This is a genomic window from Vaginella massiliensis, assembly GCF_900089075.1.
Classification (GTDB): Bacteria; Bacteroidota; Bacteroidia; order Flavobacteriales; family Weeksellaceae; genus Weeksella; species Weeksella massiliensis_A.
The window spans coordinates 477,590-494,312 of the sequence record NZ_LT593747.1 but is presented as its reverse complement, the minus strand read 5'-3'; the positions used below and the strand labels follow the sequence as shown (position 1 = coordinate 494,312).

The 16,723-nt window shown below is 38.0% G+C and carries 16 protein-coding genes; 10 read left to right on the top strand and 6 right to left on the bottom strand.

The features are described 5' to 3' along the window. Position 1: 1 nt before the first annotated feature. Together BN8061_RS09640 and BN8061_RS09635 are read left to right on the top strand one after the other, a co-directional pair. Positions 2-1,615 carry a S8 family serine peptidase gene (locus BN8061_RS09640; RefSeq protein ID WP_068598795.1) on the top strand — a complete coding sequence of 538 codons (1,614 nt, stop codon included), beginning with the start codon at positions 2-4 and terminating at the stop codon, positions 1,613-1,615. Between the two features lie 214 nt (positions 1,616-1,829). Beyond that, positions 1,830-2,117, top strand: a complete 288-nt coding sequence (locus BN8061_RS09635; RefSeq protein WP_068598793.1) for a hypothetical protein — start codon at positions 1,830-1,832, stop codon at positions 2,115-2,117. A gap of 86 nt (positions 2,118-2,203) precedes the next feature. On the opposite strand, the gene BN8061_RS09630 is transcribed toward BN8061_RS09635, so the two are convergent. Genes BN8061_RS09630 through BN8061_RS09620 form a run of 3 tightly spaced genes read right to left on the bottom strand, consistent with a single transcriptional unit; the run spans position 2,204 to position 4,687 of the window. Further along, on the bottom strand, positions 2,204-3,397 hold the full coding sequence (locus tag BN8061_RS09630; RefSeq protein WP_068598791.1) for an MFS transporter: 1,194 nt from the start codon (positions 3,395-3,397) through the stop codon (positions 2,204-2,206). Positions 3,398-3,443: 46 nt separating this feature from the next. Then, positions 3,444-4,319, bottom strand: coding sequence for a nucleoside phosphorylase (locus BN8061_RS09625; RefSeq protein ID WP_068598789.1), 876 nt, complete (start codon positions 4,317-4,319; stop codon positions 3,444-3,446). Positions 4,320-4,357: 38 nt separating this feature from the next. Beyond that, positions 4,358-4,687, bottom strand: coding sequence for a translation initiation factor (locus tag BN8061_RS09620; protein WP_068598787.1), 330 nt, complete (start codon positions 4,685-4,687; stop codon positions 4,358-4,360). Between the two features lie 101 nt (positions 4,688-4,788). Between BN8061_RS09620 and BN8061_RS09615 the strand changes: the two genes are divergently transcribed. Then, complete coding sequence (locus BN8061_RS09615) at positions 4,789-5,007, top strand: hypothetical protein (protein ID WP_068598785.1); 219 nt, start codon at positions 4,789-4,791, stop codon at positions 5,005-5,007. 74 nt (positions 5,008-5,081) lie between these two features. Beyond that, a complete protein-coding gene (locus BN8061_RS09610; protein WP_068598783.1) occupies positions 5,082-5,435 on the top strand; it encodes a YkvA family protein in 354 nt (117 codons plus the stop codon). A gap of 80 nt (positions 5,436-5,515) precedes the next feature. On the opposite strand, the gene fumC is transcribed toward BN8061_RS09610, so the two are convergent. Further along, positions 5,516-6,910: a class II fumarate hydratase gene (gene fumC / locus BN8061_RS09605; protein ID WP_068598781.1), complete on the bottom strand. Its 1,395-nt coding sequence runs from the start codon at positions 6,908-6,910 to the stop codon at positions 5,516-5,518. 133 nt (positions 6,911-7,043) lie between these two features. Here fumC and BN8061_RS09600 point away from each other — a divergent pair, with 133 nt between their 5' ends. Further along, complete coding sequence (locus BN8061_RS09600) at positions 7,044-7,250, top strand: hypothetical protein (protein ID WP_068598779.1); 207 nt, start codon at positions 7,044-7,046, stop codon at positions 7,248-7,250. A gap of 90 nt (positions 7,251-7,340) precedes the next feature. On the opposite strand, the gene BN8061_RS09595 is transcribed toward BN8061_RS09600, so the two are convergent. Beyond that, entirely contained in the window at positions 7,341-9,200 is a 1,860-nt protein-coding gene (locus tag BN8061_RS09595; protein WP_068598777.1) for a TonB-dependent receptor plug domain-containing protein, read from the bottom strand. A gap of 70 nt (positions 9,201-9,270) precedes the next feature. Here BN8061_RS09595 and BN8061_RS09590 point away from each other — a divergent pair, with 70 nt between their 5' ends. From BN8061_RS09590 to BN8061_RS09580, 3 genes are read left to right on the top strand one after another with little or no spacing between them, the layout of a single operon-like run. Next, positions 9,271-10,761 carry an aminotransferase-like domain-containing protein gene (locus tag BN8061_RS09590; RefSeq protein WP_068598775.1) on the top strand — a complete coding sequence of 497 codons (1,491 nt, stop codon included), beginning with the start codon at positions 9,271-9,273 and terminating at the stop codon, positions 10,759-10,761. Between the two features lie 38 nt (positions 10,762-10,799). After that, the gene (locus tag BN8061_RS09585; protein ID WP_068598773.1) at positions 10,800-11,612 is read left to right on the top strand and encodes a WG repeat-containing protein; all 813 of its coding nucleotides are present in this window, start codon (positions 10,800-10,802) and stop codon (positions 11,610-11,612) included. 6 nt (positions 11,613-11,618) lie between these two features. After that, positions 11,619-12,452: a 1,4-dihydroxy-2-naphthoyl-CoA synthase gene (locus BN8061_RS09580; RefSeq protein WP_068598771.1), complete on the top strand. Its 834-nt coding sequence runs from the start codon at positions 11,619-11,621 to the stop codon at positions 12,450-12,452. A 113-nt stretch (positions 12,453-12,565) separates the two neighbouring features. Here BN8061_RS09580 and BN8061_RS09575 read toward each other — a convergent pair whose 3' ends face one another. Beyond that, on the bottom strand, positions 12,566-14,272 hold the full coding sequence (locus BN8061_RS09575; protein WP_068598769.1) for a T9SS type A sorting domain-containing protein: 1,707 nt from the start codon (positions 14,270-14,272) through the stop codon (positions 12,566-12,568). A gap of 186 nt (positions 14,273-14,458) precedes the next feature. On the opposite strand from BN8061_RS09575, the gene BN8061_RS09570 reads away from it, so the two are divergent. Together BN8061_RS09570 and menA are read left to right on the top strand one after the other, a co-directional pair. Next, positions 14,459-15,712 (top strand): MFS transporter, encoded by a 1,254-nt coding sequence (locus BN8061_RS09570; protein WP_068598767.1) that lies wholly within the window; start codon positions 14,459-14,461, stop codon positions 15,710-15,712. 78 nt (positions 15,713-15,790) lie between these two features. Next, positions 15,791-16,711 (top strand): 1,4-dihydroxy-2-naphthoate octaprenyltransferase, encoded by a 921-nt coding sequence (gene menA / locus BN8061_RS09565; protein WP_068598766.1) that lies wholly within the window; start codon positions 15,791-15,793, stop codon positions 16,709-16,711. Positions 16,712-16,723 lie beyond the last annotated feature (12 nt).

Here is a 16,723-nt window from a genome sequence, read left to right as displayed (position 1 = left end):
TATGAAAAAATTTATTCTAGCAATTGGGATTTTATTCTCGGCACAGTTTACCTATGGACAGACAGAAGTTCCTAAAGAATCATGGTATCATGCAGATTTTACCACAACAGGCGTTTATGGTGTGAACACCGATAAGGCTTTGGACTTTTTGAAACAAAACAAACGCAAACCGCAAAAATTGGTGGTTGGCGTATTGGATTCTGGAGTGGAACATTACCACGAAGATTTAAAAGACAACATGTGGGTGAACCCAAAAGAAATTCCGGGAAATGGAATAGATGACGATAAAAATGGCTACATAGACGATGTGCACGGATGGTCTTTTTTAGGAAATCAATACGGTGTTAACTACAACGATGATACCTTAGAAAGTACTCGTTTGTACAAAAAATATCAAGCTTTATTCGAAACGCCTAATACAGCAACCAACAAATCGAACGAAGCTAAATTTCCTGCAGAATATGCCGAATATCAGAAAATTAAAAAAGAATTCAATTCAGACTTAGGGAGATCAAAATACAATTTGGCAATTGCCGAAGCAAAAATGAAAAACCTAGAACCCGGATTTACAAAACTGAACAATATTTTTGGTGAAACAAAACTCACGGAAGAAGTCTTGAAAAACTTCGATACCGACGATGAAAATGTTTTGCAAACGCTTTGGGTTTTCAACGAAATGGAACCAAAAGAATGGGAAGGAAAAACCATGAAAGAAATTTCGGCTAAATATTTGGGGATTGCAAAAGCGCAATACGAACGATATTTATCAGCTGTAAATGCGCATTATAATTTGAATCTCGATCCACGTGCCGAATTGAAAGTTGATAATTATGCCAATGTAAACGAAAAATTTTATGGTAATGCTGACTCTAATGGTCCAGAAGCTTCGCACGGTACGCATGTAGCAGGAATCATCGCAGCAGTACGCGGCAACAAAATTGGTAACGAAGGTACAGCTGGAGGTAACCACGTGAAAATCATGAGTGTTCGCATGGTACCAAACGGTGACGAGCGCGACAAAGACGTAGCAAATGCTATTCGCTATGCAGTGGATAACGGTGCTAAAATCTTGAATATGTCGTTTGGTAAAGCCTATTCGCCAGATAAAAAAATCGTTTGGGATGCGTTCAAATATGCTTCTGATCGCAATGTTTTGATTGTGAAAGCAGCCGGTAACAGCAACGAAGACATCGATGTTCACATCCATTATCCAACAAATTTCAACGACAATGGTGTTGCGGTGAGCAAATCGGTACTTACTGTTGGGGCAAGCACAAGAAATTCAGACAGTTTGAAAGCGCGTTTTTCTAACTTTGGAAAAAAATCGGTAGATGTTTTTGGACCTGGAGCCGAAATCTATGCTACCTATCCCGGAGTTTCAGAATATCGTTTCTTGAACGGTACTTCGATGGCGTCACCTGCAGTTGCTGGCGTTGCAGCCTTGGTTTGGTCACACTATCCAAAATTATCTGCAGAAGATATTCGCAATATACTCATGGAAACTGTAAACAAAAACGATCAACTAAAAGATATTTCAGTAAGTGGCGGTGTCGTAGACGCTTATAATGCAGTAAAACGAGCTGAAGAAATCTATAAACAACGCAGGTTGAAATAAGATTCAACAAGACTAATTTTGAAATCCGTTCACAGAACGGATTTTTTTATTCCTTTTTACGCTTTTTAATTATTTTATTTTTAATAAAATTGTAAAAATATTGATTTTTATACAAATTTTGAACAATTACTCTCTAAATAATATTACAAAATGTTCTTAATTTAAAAAAAAAGATTAACTTGGGTAAGTTCATAATCAATACCATTAAACAAGAATGAGAGAAATTAAGACAAAATCGAGTAAAAAGGAGCCTAAGATTCTCGAACACAAAAACATGGGAAGCGCCTTGTTGTTTACCTTGCTCTTCGGGCCATTAGGCTTGATGTATTACGCTGTTCCGCTTGGGATAGTTTTATTGCTATTTACGATTTTTGCGGCTTTCTATACAGCAGGAGTTGCATTAGTGGTTTTGTGGCCTGTATATTTAATCTTGACTTATTTCCTCATTTCAAGACATAACAATAAAGTTCAAAGTTTAAATCAGATTAACTATATGGATTAATTTCTCTATTCTTTTTTTACAATTCTTTGATTTTAATTGATTAAGATCAAAAAACTGGTAGCAATACCAGTTTTTTTGTTCTCGCCCTAAAGTCTACGGCTATTGTATGTTTTTATCGCGATGAAATAATAGTAGGCAATAGCGATGAGTCCCAAAATCCCAGAAAACAAAAATAGTTTCTGAAATCCAAAAATCGTAGCGATACTTCCTGATGCAACCATACCGATACCAATTCCGAGATCAATAGCAATAAAAAATGTTGAATTCGCAGAGCCTCTTTTATCTGCCGTCGTCATGTTCATGAATTGCGTCTGAAAAGCGGGAATCGAAACACCAAAACCCAATCCGATGATAAACGCCCCGAAAAAATAAAGCCAGTCTAAAACGGGATAAGCGATAAAGAAAAATCCCAAAGCAATGAGGGTTACTCCAGTCAGGTTTACTTCATTTATCCAACCTCTATCGATCAACTGCCCACTGAAAACCCTAGAAAGACCAATTCCAATCGCGATACTCAAAAACATATAGCTGGCTCCAGGTATGTTGATTTCCTTTCCATACATCACTCCGAAGGTGTACAAAGCACCATAAATCACCTCTAACAGCAATACATTGACAGCCAAAGGAATAGCGCTCAACAAAATAAAACGATCGAGTGTAAGGGGAGTTCGATTCTTTTTATCAGGTGATAATTTCTTTTCTTTTTCGGGATTTTTGATGAAAATAGCACATATAACTCCTACAAAACCGAAAATAAGTGCAGAATAAAAGATGTAATTGAACGGATATTTTTCGTAAATATACATTCCGCAAATTGGTCCAACAGACATGGCTAATGTAGACATCAGACCATAATATCCGATGCCTTCTCCTCGTCTTTTAGAGGGCAATAAATCTATCGCAAGCGTATTGCTAGACGTGGTGATCATTCCCCAAGTGAGCCCATGAAAAAATCGTAAGACAAAAAGAAATACAATACTAGAGGCAATGGTATAACCGAAAAATAGCGAGACAAAGGCAATAAAAGAAATTAAATACACCTTTTTGCGCGAAAAATTATCGACGATAAAACCCGAAAAAAATCGGATGAAAAGAGCTGCCAAAACGTAAGACGACAAAATATACGACATCTTGGCTTTGTCAACATGAAAATGTTCTAAAATATAAAAAGGAAGCGTAACACTGATTTGGTAAAAAGCTACCCCCGTTAATAAATTAGCTATACAAGCAAAGATAAAACTGCTTGTCCATAATTTAGGTTTTTCGATAACTCGAGGCATGATTCAAACAACATTAAAAAACCGATACTTACTGTATCGGTTGGCATTATAATTTTGCTAATTTTTCTAACGCATAGACAATCATTTGGTCTATGGTTGCGTAGGTATCTTTAGAAAATTCGCCTCTTATACGGTTGGCAACAATGGCATTGATCGACAAGGCTTCGTGTCCCATCATTTTGGCTAAACCATAAATAGCAGAAGTTTCCATTTCGAAATTAGAAATTCTAAAATCTCCATGGCTGAAGGTGGTAAGCCTTTCGTTTATATCAGCTGGATTTGGTTCTAGGCGCAAATATCTTCCTTGCGGTCCATAAAAACCACAAGCGGTCGCCGTGATACCATGATGCGTCTGATCTGATGACAACAAATCGAATAAAGAAGTTGAGCCTTCTACAACATACGGTCTTGCCTTGTTGGGAGACCAATCTACATGTTGTATAAAGGCATCTTCGATTGCAGGATTCATCACTTTTTCACTACCAACATAATAATGCAACAAACCGTCTAAGCCCAATCCATGCGATCCAATCACATAAGAATCTACCGGAATGTCTTCTTGCAGCGCACCCGAAGTACCGATTCTTACAATCGAAAGTTTTCTAAATTCTTCTTTTTCTTCGCCACGTTGCAAATCGATATTGGCTAAGGCGTCCAATTCCGATAAAACAATATCGATATTATCTGTTCCCATACCAGTAGAAATCACCGTCATGCGCTTTCCTTTATAAGTCCCAGTATGCGAAATGATTTCTCTTTTAGATGCTTTATGTTCGATGGTATCGAAGTGTTGAGAAACTCTGGCTACCCGATTCGGATCGCCCACCGTGATAACCAAATCTGCCAAATGTTCTGGTTTTATATTACAATGGTAAATGCTACCATCTGGATTTAAAATTAATTCTGAAGATGCTTTACTCATTTTCAAATACAAATTATAATAAACAACTAATTTACAATTTATCCCCCAACTCTTTTCACCTTGAAACCTTTCTCTTTCAACATGTTCATGATTTTGTCACGATAATCTCCTTGGATAATGATCTGATCATCCTTAAAACTTCCTCCAACACCAAGAAAGGTTTTGATTTCTTTTGCCAATTGTTTGAAGTCTTCATCTGCACCAGTGTAGCCATCGATGATGGTAATTGGTTTACCTTTTCGCTTTTCGTATTTACAACTCAGTGGCTCGTCTTGCATCCAAAGTTGATGTTCGCTTGTTTCTTCTGTTGTTTCTTCCGAAAACTGATGATCTGGAAAGAGATTTCGTAATTGGTCTTGCAAATCCATAAAGAAAAATATTGTCAAAAACTTGGTTGGTAAAATTACAAAACAATCTGGCTGCGTCGTCTTAATTTAATCCTAAATTTGTATAGAAATTTTGTCATGGCATGGAAAAAATAGAAAAAGAATTACATTACAAAGGTCACTCGACCAAAATAGTTGTCGAGGTCCAACAATTACCTGCGTTCAACCCCGAAACAATGGATAAAGAAAAGTACGAGGAAACAAAAAAAGTCTATCGTATGATGGCAGAAGAGGAGTTTTATAACCGTAAAACCGAATGGATTTTTTGTATAGAAAAAAAACTTCAAGAAGGTGATAAATAATTAGAACTGACAGATTTATTTCTTGGCACGTGAATTGAATATTATACAGAAGATTTAATTCTTTTTAACTGAAAATGAACAAAACAAAATTTTTCAAATTAGCAGGAGCAGCAGCAATGCAAGCCAAACAAGACAAATCTTTTGTAAACAAAGTGAGAGCAGCTTTTCGTATGGCAGGTCACGTTGCAAAAGGCAACTACAATCCTAGTTGGTCCAATTTGATGATTACTGCCTTTGTGTTGCTTTATCTTATTTCTCCGATAGATTTTCTACCCGAAATGTTGTTGGGACCTTTCGGTTTGATTGATGATTTAGGTATTTTGATGTTCGGTTTCAAATATTTTAACAAAGAAATTATGAAATACCTCAATTGGGAAATGACCCAAGCCCGATATGCAGATGTGGAAGACGCGAAGATTATCGAATAATAAAAAAAGCCAATCGGTAGAGGTTGGAATTGTATAAAAAATCCGCTCAATTGAGCGGATTTTTTACTCTAATAATACTATTAAATTTTACCTACCATATCTTCTGGCTTCACCCAAGCGTCGAAATCTTCAGCTGTTACATAGCCCAATGCAATCGCCGTTTCTCTAAGGGTTGCATTATTTTTATGAGCAGTTTGTGCAATTTCTGCAGCTTTGTAATAACCTATTTTGGTGTTCAATGCCGTAACCAACATGAGCGAATTGTCTACCAATTCTTTAATTCTTGTATAGTTCGGCTCGATTCCTCGAGCGCAGTGTTCATCAAACGAAACGCAAGCATCTCCAATAAGACGCGCAGATTGTAAGAAGTTTGCAGCCATCAACGGTTTGAAAACGTTTAACTCATAATGCCCTTGTGTACCACCAATCGTAATCGCGACATCGTTCCCCATTACTTGTGCCGCCACCATGGTCAAGGCCTCGCATTGGGTCGGATTTACCTTTCCTGGCATAATCGATGAACCTGGTTCGTTTTCTGGAATAAAAATTTCTCCGATTCCCGAACGAGGTCCAGAAGCTAACATGCGGATGTCGTTGGCGATTTTGTTCAACGAAACAGCCAATTGTTTCAATGCGCCATGCGATTCTACAATAGCATCGTGAGCAGCCAAGGCTTCAAATTTATTTTCTGCCGTTACAAACGGATGCCCCGTAAAATCGGCTATATATTTGGCTACCAAAACATCGTATCCGTCTGGTGTGTTCAATCCTGTACCCACTGCAGTTCCGCCCAAAGCCAATTCAGACAGGTGTGGAAGTGTGTTTTTCAAGGCTTTCAGACCATGATTTAATTGTGCAACATAGCCCGAAACTTCTTGTCCTAAAGTAAGTGGGGTTGCATCCATTAAATGGGTACGCCCAATTTTCACAACTTTTTTGAATTCTTCGGCTTTTTTTGCCAAGGTATCTCTTAATTTTTCAACTCCCGGAATCGTGATTTCGACCACTGCTTTGTAGGCGGCAATGTGCATTCCGGTTGGGTAAGTGTCGTTTGATGATTGTGATTTGTTTACATCATCATTTGCTTTTAAAATAGGTTCACCTTCGCCTATTTTTTGACCTGCTAAAACCTGAGCGCGGTTTGCAATCACTTCGTTCAAATTCATGTTAGATTGCGTACCAGAACCGGTTTGCCAGATAACTAATGGAAATTGATCGTCTAATTTCCCAGCTAAAATTTCGTCACATACAGCAGCAATTGCGTCTCGTTTTTCTACTGGAAGAACGCCTAATTCTGCGTTGGCATAAGCTGCAGCTTTTTTGAGGTAAGCAAAGCCTTCGATGATTTCGTGCGGCATCGATGCTGCAGGTCCAATTTTGAAGTTGTTTCTTGATCTTTCGGTTTGAGCACCCCAATATTTATCGGCAGGAACTTTTACTTCTCCCATGGTGTCTTTCTCGATTCTATATTCCATTTTTCTGATTTTTTTTTAGTTTTTAATGAATTGACACAAAGTTATGAAACTGAAAATTCTTTAGAAAGTGATAATTATTAGTTTTACTTTAAAAATTAATTTTATAAATTTGTTCACGTAAAAATAAGTCATCATGATACAGTTTTTTGGATTTTTAGTGTTTTTGATCATTGCTCTATGTGGTTTTTGGGGTATCATCTTTTTATCGACCATGGCATTGTCTTGGGTTCCGTTCTTCTTAGACAACGTGAAAAAAGAGAAAAAAGGAATTGTTACCGCACAGCCTGTAAGACCTACTTTACCAAATCAAGAAGGAGTTACGGTATTGTACAAAAAATAACGAATTAGCTTATTATTTTATTCAAATACAAAACGTCTTGGCATAGCCAAGACGTTTTTTCTGTTTCTCATTTTTTTATTAGGCATTTTATCAAAAATTAAGAAACTTTACACCGATTGTAAACCATTGGCTCGGGAGTGGAATAGCTCCAACCTCGCGGTATTCGGCACCAAAAATGTTTTGCCCGTCTAAGTAAAATGTCAGATCTTTCAGACGGTAACTCATTCTGGCGTCTGTCACCCAATAGGAGTCTCCTGAGTAGCGTGTATGATAACGGTTTGTCACGCCCAATGAGAAATCGATAATGGAAAAATTTAAAGTATTTGTAAACTGATGTTTGAGGCTTTCTATTTTGTATTTGGATGCATATTCGTTGGCAAGCTGCGTGAATTCACTGTCTAAGTAGGAATAACTCAGACCAAAATTCAATGATTTGTTTTGTGCAAAATGCCACGCATAATTGGTTCTGATGTTTACCCCATTGGTTTGGAGATTACCAAAATTATTGGCTTGCCAAGGCTCGTTGGAATCTTGACGTACCCAGTCGATAAAATCGTTTATCTTTCTATGAAAATAAAAAGCTTCTGCATTGAAACCGTTTTTGTTCCATTTGAAACCAGTTTCTGCCTGAAACGCTTTTTCGGGTTCTACTTCTGGATTTCCAATGTTGCCTGGTCGCTGATCTAGGTACAAATCGGTGAACGACGGAATGCGCTGGCTACTGCCTAGATTTCCTATCCATTTCAGTCCGTCAACCAGTTGATAACTTAGGTCTATCCCTGGGAAAAATTGCCAATCATAGCTGCTGTTGTAATTGGTATAAAAACCAATATTGGTGTTGAATCTTTCGGTCCAATCTACCTTATATTCTCCATAGAATCCAAAATTGTCTCTGGTGTGATCGCCAATTGCCGTAGATTTTATTTGTTCGTGTCTATATTCTACACCAAATCCCAACATTCCTTTAGTCAAAAGGTAAGTGGCGTTGACTTCTGCACCACCCGCATTCGAATAGTGTTTGCTTCTTGCTCTGTTGAGATTGTGTTTCAGGTAGCGATAATCATCAAAATTGTAACGATAATACACTTGCGGTTTCAAGGTAAATCTATCGTTTAGCTGATGCTGGGTTTGGATGGCAGCCAAGAAAGTTTCTACAAATTCTTTTGAATCTTTATCGCCTGGTGCCGCATAGAAACCATTCGCCCCGAACCCATTTTTTACATATCCCAAGCTGGTTTGCAATTTGTTTTCGCTATTCAACTCGATTTGATTTTGGTAGAATATTTTGTTGTTTTCGAAAGCGGTGTTGTATCTATACCCGTTACTTTTGTCGTGCGAAGCAAACAACAGATGTTGATGTTTGTCTTGATAAATGGCTCCGCCCAATTGCACGCCTCTCAGATGGTAATTTTCTGATGTTTTTTCTTCGTTTTTCTTGAAATTAGTACCGAAATGCGTTTGAACGAAAAGTCCAGATTTTTTAGGTTTTCTGGTAATGATGTTGATAACTCCCGTAAGGCTATTATTACCGTAAACTCGAGCCGCAGGCCCTCTCACGATTTCGATTTGCTCTATCGCTTCTACTGGTAGGGGTAAATTGAGCGTATTGTGAGCTGTCTGATGATCAGAAATTTTCACACCGTTTACCAAAACCAAAGTTTGCTCGAAGCTTCCGCCGTCGATGCTGATATCTGCTTGCGAACCAAAAACGCCACGTTGACGAAGATCTACACCATTGGCATATTGTAAAACTTCTTGTAGCGTTCGCGCTGGCATTTTCTCGATGTCGGTTCGGGTAATGACATTTACATTGCGGTTTTCTTTAGACAAAGGCGTATGGAATCGATTGCTGTTGACAGTGACTTCGTTTACCTGAATGGTATCTTGTGTATACTGAGCAAAAACCAACGCACTCATAAGTGTTGTAAGTGTACAAACTACTTTTCTCATGTTCTATAATTAATTTTCGGGCCAAAAATACTATCTTGCCGTACTATTGAAAGGTGCCAGTTTATAGATTATGAGTAGTCCGGTAGAAATTCCGATACAATCGTTAGTGCAAATTGATTTGGCAAGCAAGACTCCAATATATTTGCAAATCGCCAATCAACTGATCAATGCCATTCAGCGACAGTTTTTGTTGCACGGTAATCGTTTGCCTGGAACCCGAGAAATGAGTAAAAAGCTCGCGGTGCATAGAAATACTATTGTGAAGGCTTATGACGAATTGGAAGCGCAAGGATGGATCGAAAAAATTCCGAATATAGGATGTTTTATCCTGACTAAATCTGAAAAAGAAAAAAAACGATTTCGACCCAAAAATGCTTCCTTACAACTCTATGCCACGCAATGTGGTTTCGAGTTCGAAAAATCGAATGTATTAGATTTTCCTTCAGAAAACGAAGAAAACCTTTTGAGCATCAACGATGGCATACCCGATATTCGACTGACTGAAGTTGCATTGTCTTCGCGTTTGTATTCTTCGAATCTGAATAGAAAAACCAATCGCTCGTCCTTTGCTCAAACCTCGCTCAACGGCAATCTTTATTTCAGGAAAAATCTAAGCAATTTTCTGAATCTTTCGCGAGGCTTGCATGTTTCATCTAACCAAATTACCGTTACCCGGAGCTTGGAAATGTGTATTTATATTGCAACCGAAATCATCCTCAAACCCAAAGATGTGGTGGTCGTTGCCGCGTTAAGTTACTATGTTCCGAATATGATTTTCAATCAAAAAGGAGCTAATGTACTCACCGTTCCAGTAGACGAAGAAGGTTTGGATGTGGACGCTTTGCGAATAATTTGCGAGCGTCAAAAGGTAAGAATGCTGTATCTTACGCCACATCACCATTATCCTACAACCGTGACCTTGAGTGCTGCTCGAAGAATTGCCTTGCTCGAATTGGCAGAAAAATATGGTTTTGTAATCTTAGAAGACGATTTCGATTATGATTTTCATTTCGATCGCCATCCACTTTTGCCTTTGGCAAGTGCCGACCAGCTTGGACGAGTAATCTACATCGGTTCTTTTGGTAAATCATTGGCGCCAGGTTTCAGAACCGGATTTTTAGTTGCGCCAGAAGATTTTATTTTAGAAACCAAAAAATACCTCAATATCTTGGATAGGCAAGGAGATGTACTCATGGAACAGGTTTTGGGCGAACTTATTGAAGAGGGCAATATTCATCGGTATTTGAAAAAAGCTAATAAAATCTACCAAGAACGAAGAGATTTTTTGGCCAAAACATTGAAAAAAGAATTATCAAACGAAGTGCAATTTACTTTGCCAAGCGGAGGTTTAGCCGTTTGGATTGAATTTAAAAACAACCTCAACCTGATGAAATTGAAACAAAATGCCAAAGCCCTGAAATTGTTCATACCACAGCATATCCTTTATCAGAATCAGCATATTTCGGCGATGAGAATAGGTTTCGGACATACAAATTTGGACGAAATACAAGAAATAGTTGCCATATTGAAGCAAGCAATTATTCTATCGAAAATAAAATAATTATATCTTTGACAATTCAATCAAATGGAAGAAAAACAATGAAGTTAAAACCAAATGAAGTAGACCAGTTCAATGCAACGATGCACGACGAAAATACCGCTTGGCATCAGATCACGGTATTCGATAGAAATGGGCATGGATTGGTGAGTAAAGATCAGAAATACGGTCTTATCAACCAAGAAGGCGAAGTGATTCTCAGCCTTAGCTATGATAAGATTGTGCCTGCGTTCGAGGGCAATTACAGCGTAACGAAAGACGGAAAATGGGGATTTGTAAATGCCAAAGAAGAAATCGTAATTCCGTTGGAATATGATTTGACCTCTGACTTTATAGATGATTTATGCGCAGTGAAAATTGGCGATAAATGGGGATTCATCAACAAATCGAACGAAATCGTAATTCCGGTAGAATACGATGGCTGTTCAGATTTTCGTTTTGGACATGCAGGCGTGATGAAAAATCAAAAGTGGGGAGCGATCAACAAACAAAACCAACAAATAATGCCTTTTGAATGGGAATATTTGATGTCGATAGGGGACGGACTTTTAACTATGGGGCAAAAATCTAAAATCAAAGTAGAACGACCGGATATTTTGGCGCGTTATCCCTATTTCGGGACGCCAGATTATCATTTGATAAAGTTTGGCTTGATCAATTTAGAAGGAAAAATTATTGCCCGATGTGTATCCGAAATTCCGATTACGCACTTCGAAGATGGAAAACCAATTGTACGCGTCAATTATCAGATTGGAACTTTAGAGAATTTCACCCATTTCATCAGAAAAGCGAAGTATAAACCAAACCCATACGATCTGAAAATTTTACGTCGTTTAGGGGTTATTGAAAAATAAAAAAACATGGCAAATATCAATTGGCAAACGGTAAAAGAATACGAAGACATCACCTTTAAGAAATGCGATGGCGTGATGCGAATTGCCTTCAACAGACCAGAGGTGAGAAATGCTTTTAGACCAAAAACGGTGTTCGAACTGTTGGACGCTTTTCAGCTGGCAGAAGAAGACAGAGAAGTTGGTGTAATTTTGTTGACAGGTGAGGGACCTTCGCCCAAAGATGGCGGTTGGGCTTTTTGCTCGGGAGGCGATCAGCGGGTGCGAGGAAAAAAAGGCTATGAAGGAAGCGATGGTATTGGCCGACTGAATATTTTGGAGGTTCAACGATTGATTCGTTTCTCAACCAAAGTTGTTGTGGCGGTAGTCAATGGCTGGGCTGTAGGTGGTGGACATTCTTTGCATGTGGTTTGCGATATGACTTTGGCTTCTAAAGAACACGCCATATTCAAACAAACCGATGCCGATGTCGCAAGTTTTGATGCTGGTTATGGTTCGGCATATTTGGCAAGACAAGTTGGACAAAAACGTGCTCGCGAAATTTTCTTTTTGGGTCTAAACTACTCTGCACAAGAAGCTTACGAAATGGGAATGGTAAACCTAGTGGTACCGCACAACGAATTGGAGCAAGTCGCTTTCGATTGGGCACAAGAAATCTTAACCAAATCACCTACCGCTATAAAAATGTTGAAATACGCTTTCAACTTGGTCGATGACGGATTGGTCGGACAGCAAATTTTTGCTGGTGAAACCACACGTTTTGCCTACGGGACAGAAGAAGCCGAGGAGGGTAGAAATGCATTTTTAGAGAAAAGAAAACGAGATTTTTCTAGATTCAGATAAGCATTTTTTTTAAGTTCACAAAAAAATCATTCAACAGAAAAGCCGGTCATTGTCTGATAATAGGACAACAACCGGCTTTGATGAAAATTATAAATAATTATGAAAAGTTAGCCTTACTCTTTAATGATTTTTTCGGTATAAAATTTTCCATCGCTATAGATTTTCAAAATGTAAATTCCTTTTTCCAAATGTGCAATGTTGATAATACCGTTTTTAATTTTTACGTTTATCTCAGCACCTTTCAGATCGTACAAAGCGACTGCCTCGATGTTTTCCGCATGGATGTGAATTTTATCTGATGCTGGATTAGGATAAACTTTTATCACCTCTTTTTGATTGCTAATCAAACCTAGATTTTCTTCTTTAGACGACTCGGAATAAGCATTTGAGGCATCGATCGTTTTCACGCTCCAATAGAGATTTTCATAAGCTTCGTCAAGCTCTAAAAACCAATAAGGCGTCGTCACTACATACTTTGCAATATCTCCCGCGCCAGATGAAGTGCCAACTTTTAGTTCGTACTTCAGTGCTTTGGTAGGTGTCTTATCGTCTGTTGCACCAGACCACGAAAAACTGTATTTATTATCGGTTTTACTCAGTTGCAAATCGGTTGGTGGCGAAGGTGGAAGATTTTTTTCTGTGCTGATGTTTTTGTACAGCTTGGTAAGTGCAGGATAATTTTCTTCTTCCCAAGCAAAACCTGACATGAGAATATCGAGTTGGTTGTCGTTGTCATAATCAAACAACGTAATATGACCAGTACCGCCCAAATTGTACAAACCAGTATCTTTAGCTTTGGTAAAGCTATTGGTTGACGGGTCGTAAGTGAATATTTTTACAGAGCCGTCAAAGAATTTATCATCACCGATGAGCACAAAATCGTAATAACCGTCGTTATTCAAATCGCCTGTTTGTATACTAGATTGTCCGAGACCTTCATTCTCTATGACAGTTATGGTAAAATTGCCGTTGCCATCGTTCCATAATACGGCGAGGTATAAATCATAGTTTGCATCTACCCCGGTAACAACCAAGTCTAGAAATCCATCTGCATTGAAGTCTGCATAAGCCACTTTTCCGTTTGCTACACCACTTAGAGTTTGGCTTGCCTCTAATGTTCCTTGATTGTTAATGTAGATTGTAAAGGTAGCTTCTGTTTCTTCATCAAAACCAAAAACCACTGCATCTAAAAGCTTGTCGTTGTTGAGATCCATGATTTTGAAACTTCCGTTTTGTGTGCCTGGTAACCAGCCAAATATTTGATCGAACCCGTTTCCTTTGTTTGTAAATAAATCTAAATTATATACGAAACCTTCTTTGTCTAGGTATTGCACTCCGTTTATAGCATAATCTTGTTTTCCATCATGGTTAAAATCAAAAACTTCAATAGAACTGTATACTTTCCCTGGAATATTTTCTACAAACTCAAATCCATTTCCAGTATTGCGATAAAGATACTGTTGGTAATTAACTACATCCATATAACTAAGACCAGTTGACACAATGTCCAACAATCCGTCGTTATCAAAATCGATAAATTTTATTCCGCCTAAATGCGTAGCATTTTGACCAAAATCATAAAATTGCGAAAAGTTTCCGTTGTTGTTTTTATACACAAAATTTTTTGTGGTGTCTACTGAGCCATTGTTGTCAGAATCAACTGCACCATTGTGAACAAGGTCTAAAAATCCGTCTCCGTCAATATCACCTGTATCACAAGAAGAGTAGTAAAAGTTTGACAAATGGGTGCTTACTTCTTCGAATTTTTGTGCTTTCAGTGCAAGTGGCAGCAATAATACTAAGGTAAAAAATTTCTTCATAATATTATATTTTTAACTGGTCTAAATTAAATATAGATTAGGATTTAAAAAAATTTTCATAACTTTTTTTTAAGCTAATTTTTTTCAGCTTTTGGAGTAGAAGGAAAGAAGTTTCTCATGATTATTTTTTTGGAATGATGAAGTAAAGCTAATTTCAATGTATTTTTATATTTCTAAAAATATTATATGCCGCAAGATAATATTCCATCTGTATGGAGAAATAAAGAATTTATACCGTTTATCTTTTTACGTTTTTCCTTGATTTTTGCACTCTTCATCCAGAGTACTTCGGTTGCGTACGAGATATTCAGATTGACACAGAAAGAAATTTATTTGGGTTTAATTGGTTTATTCGAATTTTTTCCGATTCTCATCATGGCGTTTTATGCAGGACAATTGGTAGATAAAGTAGACAAACGTAAGATACTGGTTTTCAGTATTATCAGCTATATGATTTCTTCCTTTGTGCTCATGCTTATCAACCTCGAATCGGTGCGAGCTGTGTTTGGAGTTTATGGTTATCTTGGGGTTTGTTATTTTGTGTTTTTCATATTAGGACTTACGCGTGCTTTTTCTGGTCCTTCGTTGTTTGCAATGTTGGCCTTGGTTGTTCGCAAAGAAAATTATCCCAAAGCTATCCCAATTTCGTCATCAGCTTTCATGATTGGTTCGGTTTTAGGACCGCTTTCTGGCGGCTTGCTTTTGGCAAACTTCGGGATCAAATTTTCGCTCATTACTGCATTTGTCATCATGTGTATTTCGATGGTGATGATTTTGCTTATCAACCCAAAACCTGCCAATATTACCGAATCTGAATCGACCGAATCGCCCATGCAACGCATCAAAGAAGGCTTGCGATTCATTTGGACAACGCCAGTTATTTTAGCTGTTCTCAGCTTGGATATGTTTGCGGTTTTCTTTGGTGGTGCAGAGTCTTTGTTGCCTGCATTTGTAGACAAAGTGCTCAATCAGGGTTCGGAAGTGTTTGGTTTTTTGCGTTCGGCACACGGAATTGGATCGTTGATCATGATGTTTTTATTGTCTACCTTTTCAAGGTTTTTGAAAGGAAATGTTGGTCCAAAATTACTCGGCGCTGTCGCCATGTTTGGCATTTGTATCATTGGCTTTGGGCTTAGCCGAAACATTTACTTTTGCTTTGCTATCCTTATGTTAGCAGGCGCTTTTGATGCTATTTCGATGGTGATAAGACAAAGCATTTTACAAGTAAAAACACCCGAAAATCTCAAAGGGAGAGTTTCTTCAGTGAATTCAATATTCGTAAGTTCGTCCAACGAATTGGGAGCTTTAGAAAGTGGTGTTGCCGCAACTTTTTTGGGCTTGTTGCCGGCCATCATTTTTGGTGGTTCGATGACCTTGCTTACGGTAATTATTATTGCCATTTTCATTAAACCAATCCGAAAAGTAGCGTTGGATACTTAAAAATTTATCGAATCGATGCAACACTTTTTATCGTCAGAAATTCTCATTCCATCATTATCTTAATTATCTTTGCAATCTATGAAAAAATGGATTCAAGCAGCTCGATTACGCACCTTGCCACTCTCGCTTAGCGGACTAATTTTGGCAGGATTTATAGCAAAATTCAATGGAACTTTCCAAATCGACATTTTTTTATTATCACTCTTCACAGCCTTTTGTTTTCAGGTTTTATCCAATTATGCCAACGATTATGGCGATGCGATAAAAGGTACAGATACTCATCGTGTAGGAGAGAAGAGGGCGGTTGCTTCTGGTGAAATTTTGCCCAATCAAATGAAAACTGCAATCATCATCATGGTGGTCATTTCAATTGTCAGTATTTGTGCATTATTGTATGTGGCATTCGTTCCCAATTTCATCAATGAGCTCTACCTTTTCTTTGGGTTGGGGCTTGCAAGTATCTTAGCTGCAATAGGTTATACCATGGGTAAAAAGCCTTATGGATATTTAGGTTTGGGCGATCTTTTTGTTTTTATATTTTTTGGTTTGCTTGCAGTTTTGGGTGGCGAATTTTTATATTCTAAATCGTTTCAATGGGTGAATCTTTTGGCTGCTGCAGCCATCGGATTTTGGAGCGTTGCGGTGCTCAACATGAACAATATGCGAGATATTGAAAACGATATGAAAAACAACAAAATGACTTTGGCCGCGCGGATGGGTATAAAAAATGCGAAAATCTATCAAATTGTGTTGATGAATTTACCTTTTCTTCTCGGAGTTTCTTTTGTAATGCTCTTGAAACCCAATCGGCTAAGCGGACTCGTTTTTTTGGTTTTGTTTCTCCTTTCGGGGAATATTCGTCGCCAAATCATGAGGGTAACCGAGCCGAAAGATTTCGATCAATTTTTGAAACCTATTGCTCTGTTGGCTTTATTTTTCGCCATTTTATTAGGTTATGGTTTAATCGGATTTCAATTTATCGATACCGTCATTCGTTAATTATTTAGTATA

What these genes read in the sequence shown, in the direction of transcription:
- BN8061_RS09595 (WP_068598777.1), bottom strand. Translation starts at nt 9,200, where the DNA reads ATGAGAAAAGTAGTTTGTACACTTACAACACTTATGAGTGCGTTGGTT.
- BN8061_RS09630 (WP_068598791.1), bottom strand. Translation starts at nt 3,397, where the DNA reads ATGCCTCGAGTTATCGAAAAACCTAAATTATGGACAAGCAGTTTTATC.
- BN8061_RS09575 (WP_068598769.1), bottom strand. Translation starts at nt 14,272, where the DNA reads ATGAAGAAATTTTTTACCTTAGTATTATTGCTGCCACTTGCACTGAAA.
- BN8061_RS09640 (WP_068598795.1), top strand. Translation starts at nt 2, where the DNA reads ATGAAAAAATTTATTCTAGCAATTGGGATTTTATTCTCGGCACAGTTT.
- BN8061_RS09615 (WP_068598785.1), top strand. Translation starts at nt 4,789, where the DNA reads ATGGAAAAAATAGAAAAAGAATTACATTACAAAGGTCACTCGACCAAA.
- BN8061_RS09585 (WP_068598773.1), top strand. Translation starts at nt 10,800, where the DNA reads ATGAAGTTAAAACCAAATGAAGTAGACCAGTTCAATGCAACGATGCAC.
- BN8061_RS09580 (WP_068598771.1), top strand. Translation starts at nt 11,619, where the DNA reads ATGGCAAATATCAATTGGCAAACGGTAAAAGAATACGAAGACATCACC.
- BN8061_RS09610 (WP_068598783.1), top strand. Translation starts at nt 5,082, where the DNA reads ATGAACAAAACAAAATTTTTCAAATTAGCAGGAGCAGCAGCAATGCAA.
- fumC (WP_068598781.1), bottom strand. Translation starts at nt 6,910, where the DNA reads ATGGAATATAGAATCGAGAAAGACACCATGGGAGAAGTAAAAGTTCCT.
- BN8061_RS09570 (WP_068598767.1), top strand. Translation starts at nt 14,459, where the DNA reads ATGCCGCAAGATAATATTCCATCTGTATGGAGAAATAAAGAATTTATA.
- BN8061_RS09590 (WP_068598775.1), top strand. Translation starts at nt 9,271, where the DNA reads ATGAGTAGTCCGGTAGAAATTCCGATACAATCGTTAGTGCAAATTGAT.
- BN8061_RS09625 (WP_068598789.1), bottom strand. Translation starts at nt 4,319, where the DNA reads ATGAGTAAAGCATCTTCAGAATTAATTTTAAATCCAGATGGTAGCATT.
- BN8061_RS09620 (WP_068598787.1), bottom strand. Translation starts at nt 4,687, where the DNA reads ATGGATTTGCAAGACCAATTACGAAATCTCTTTCCAGATCATCAGTTT.
- BN8061_RS09600 (WP_068598779.1), top strand. Translation starts at nt 7,044, where the DNA reads ATGATACAGTTTTTTGGATTTTTAGTGTTTTTGATCATTGCTCTATGT.
- menA (WP_068598766.1), top strand. Translation starts at nt 15,791, where the DNA reads ATGAAAAAATGGATTCAAGCAGCTCGATTACGCACCTTGCCACTCTCG.
- BN8061_RS09635 (WP_068598793.1), top strand. Translation starts at nt 1,830, where the DNA reads ATGAGAGAAATTAAGACAAAATCGAGTAAAAAGGAGCCTAAGATTCTC.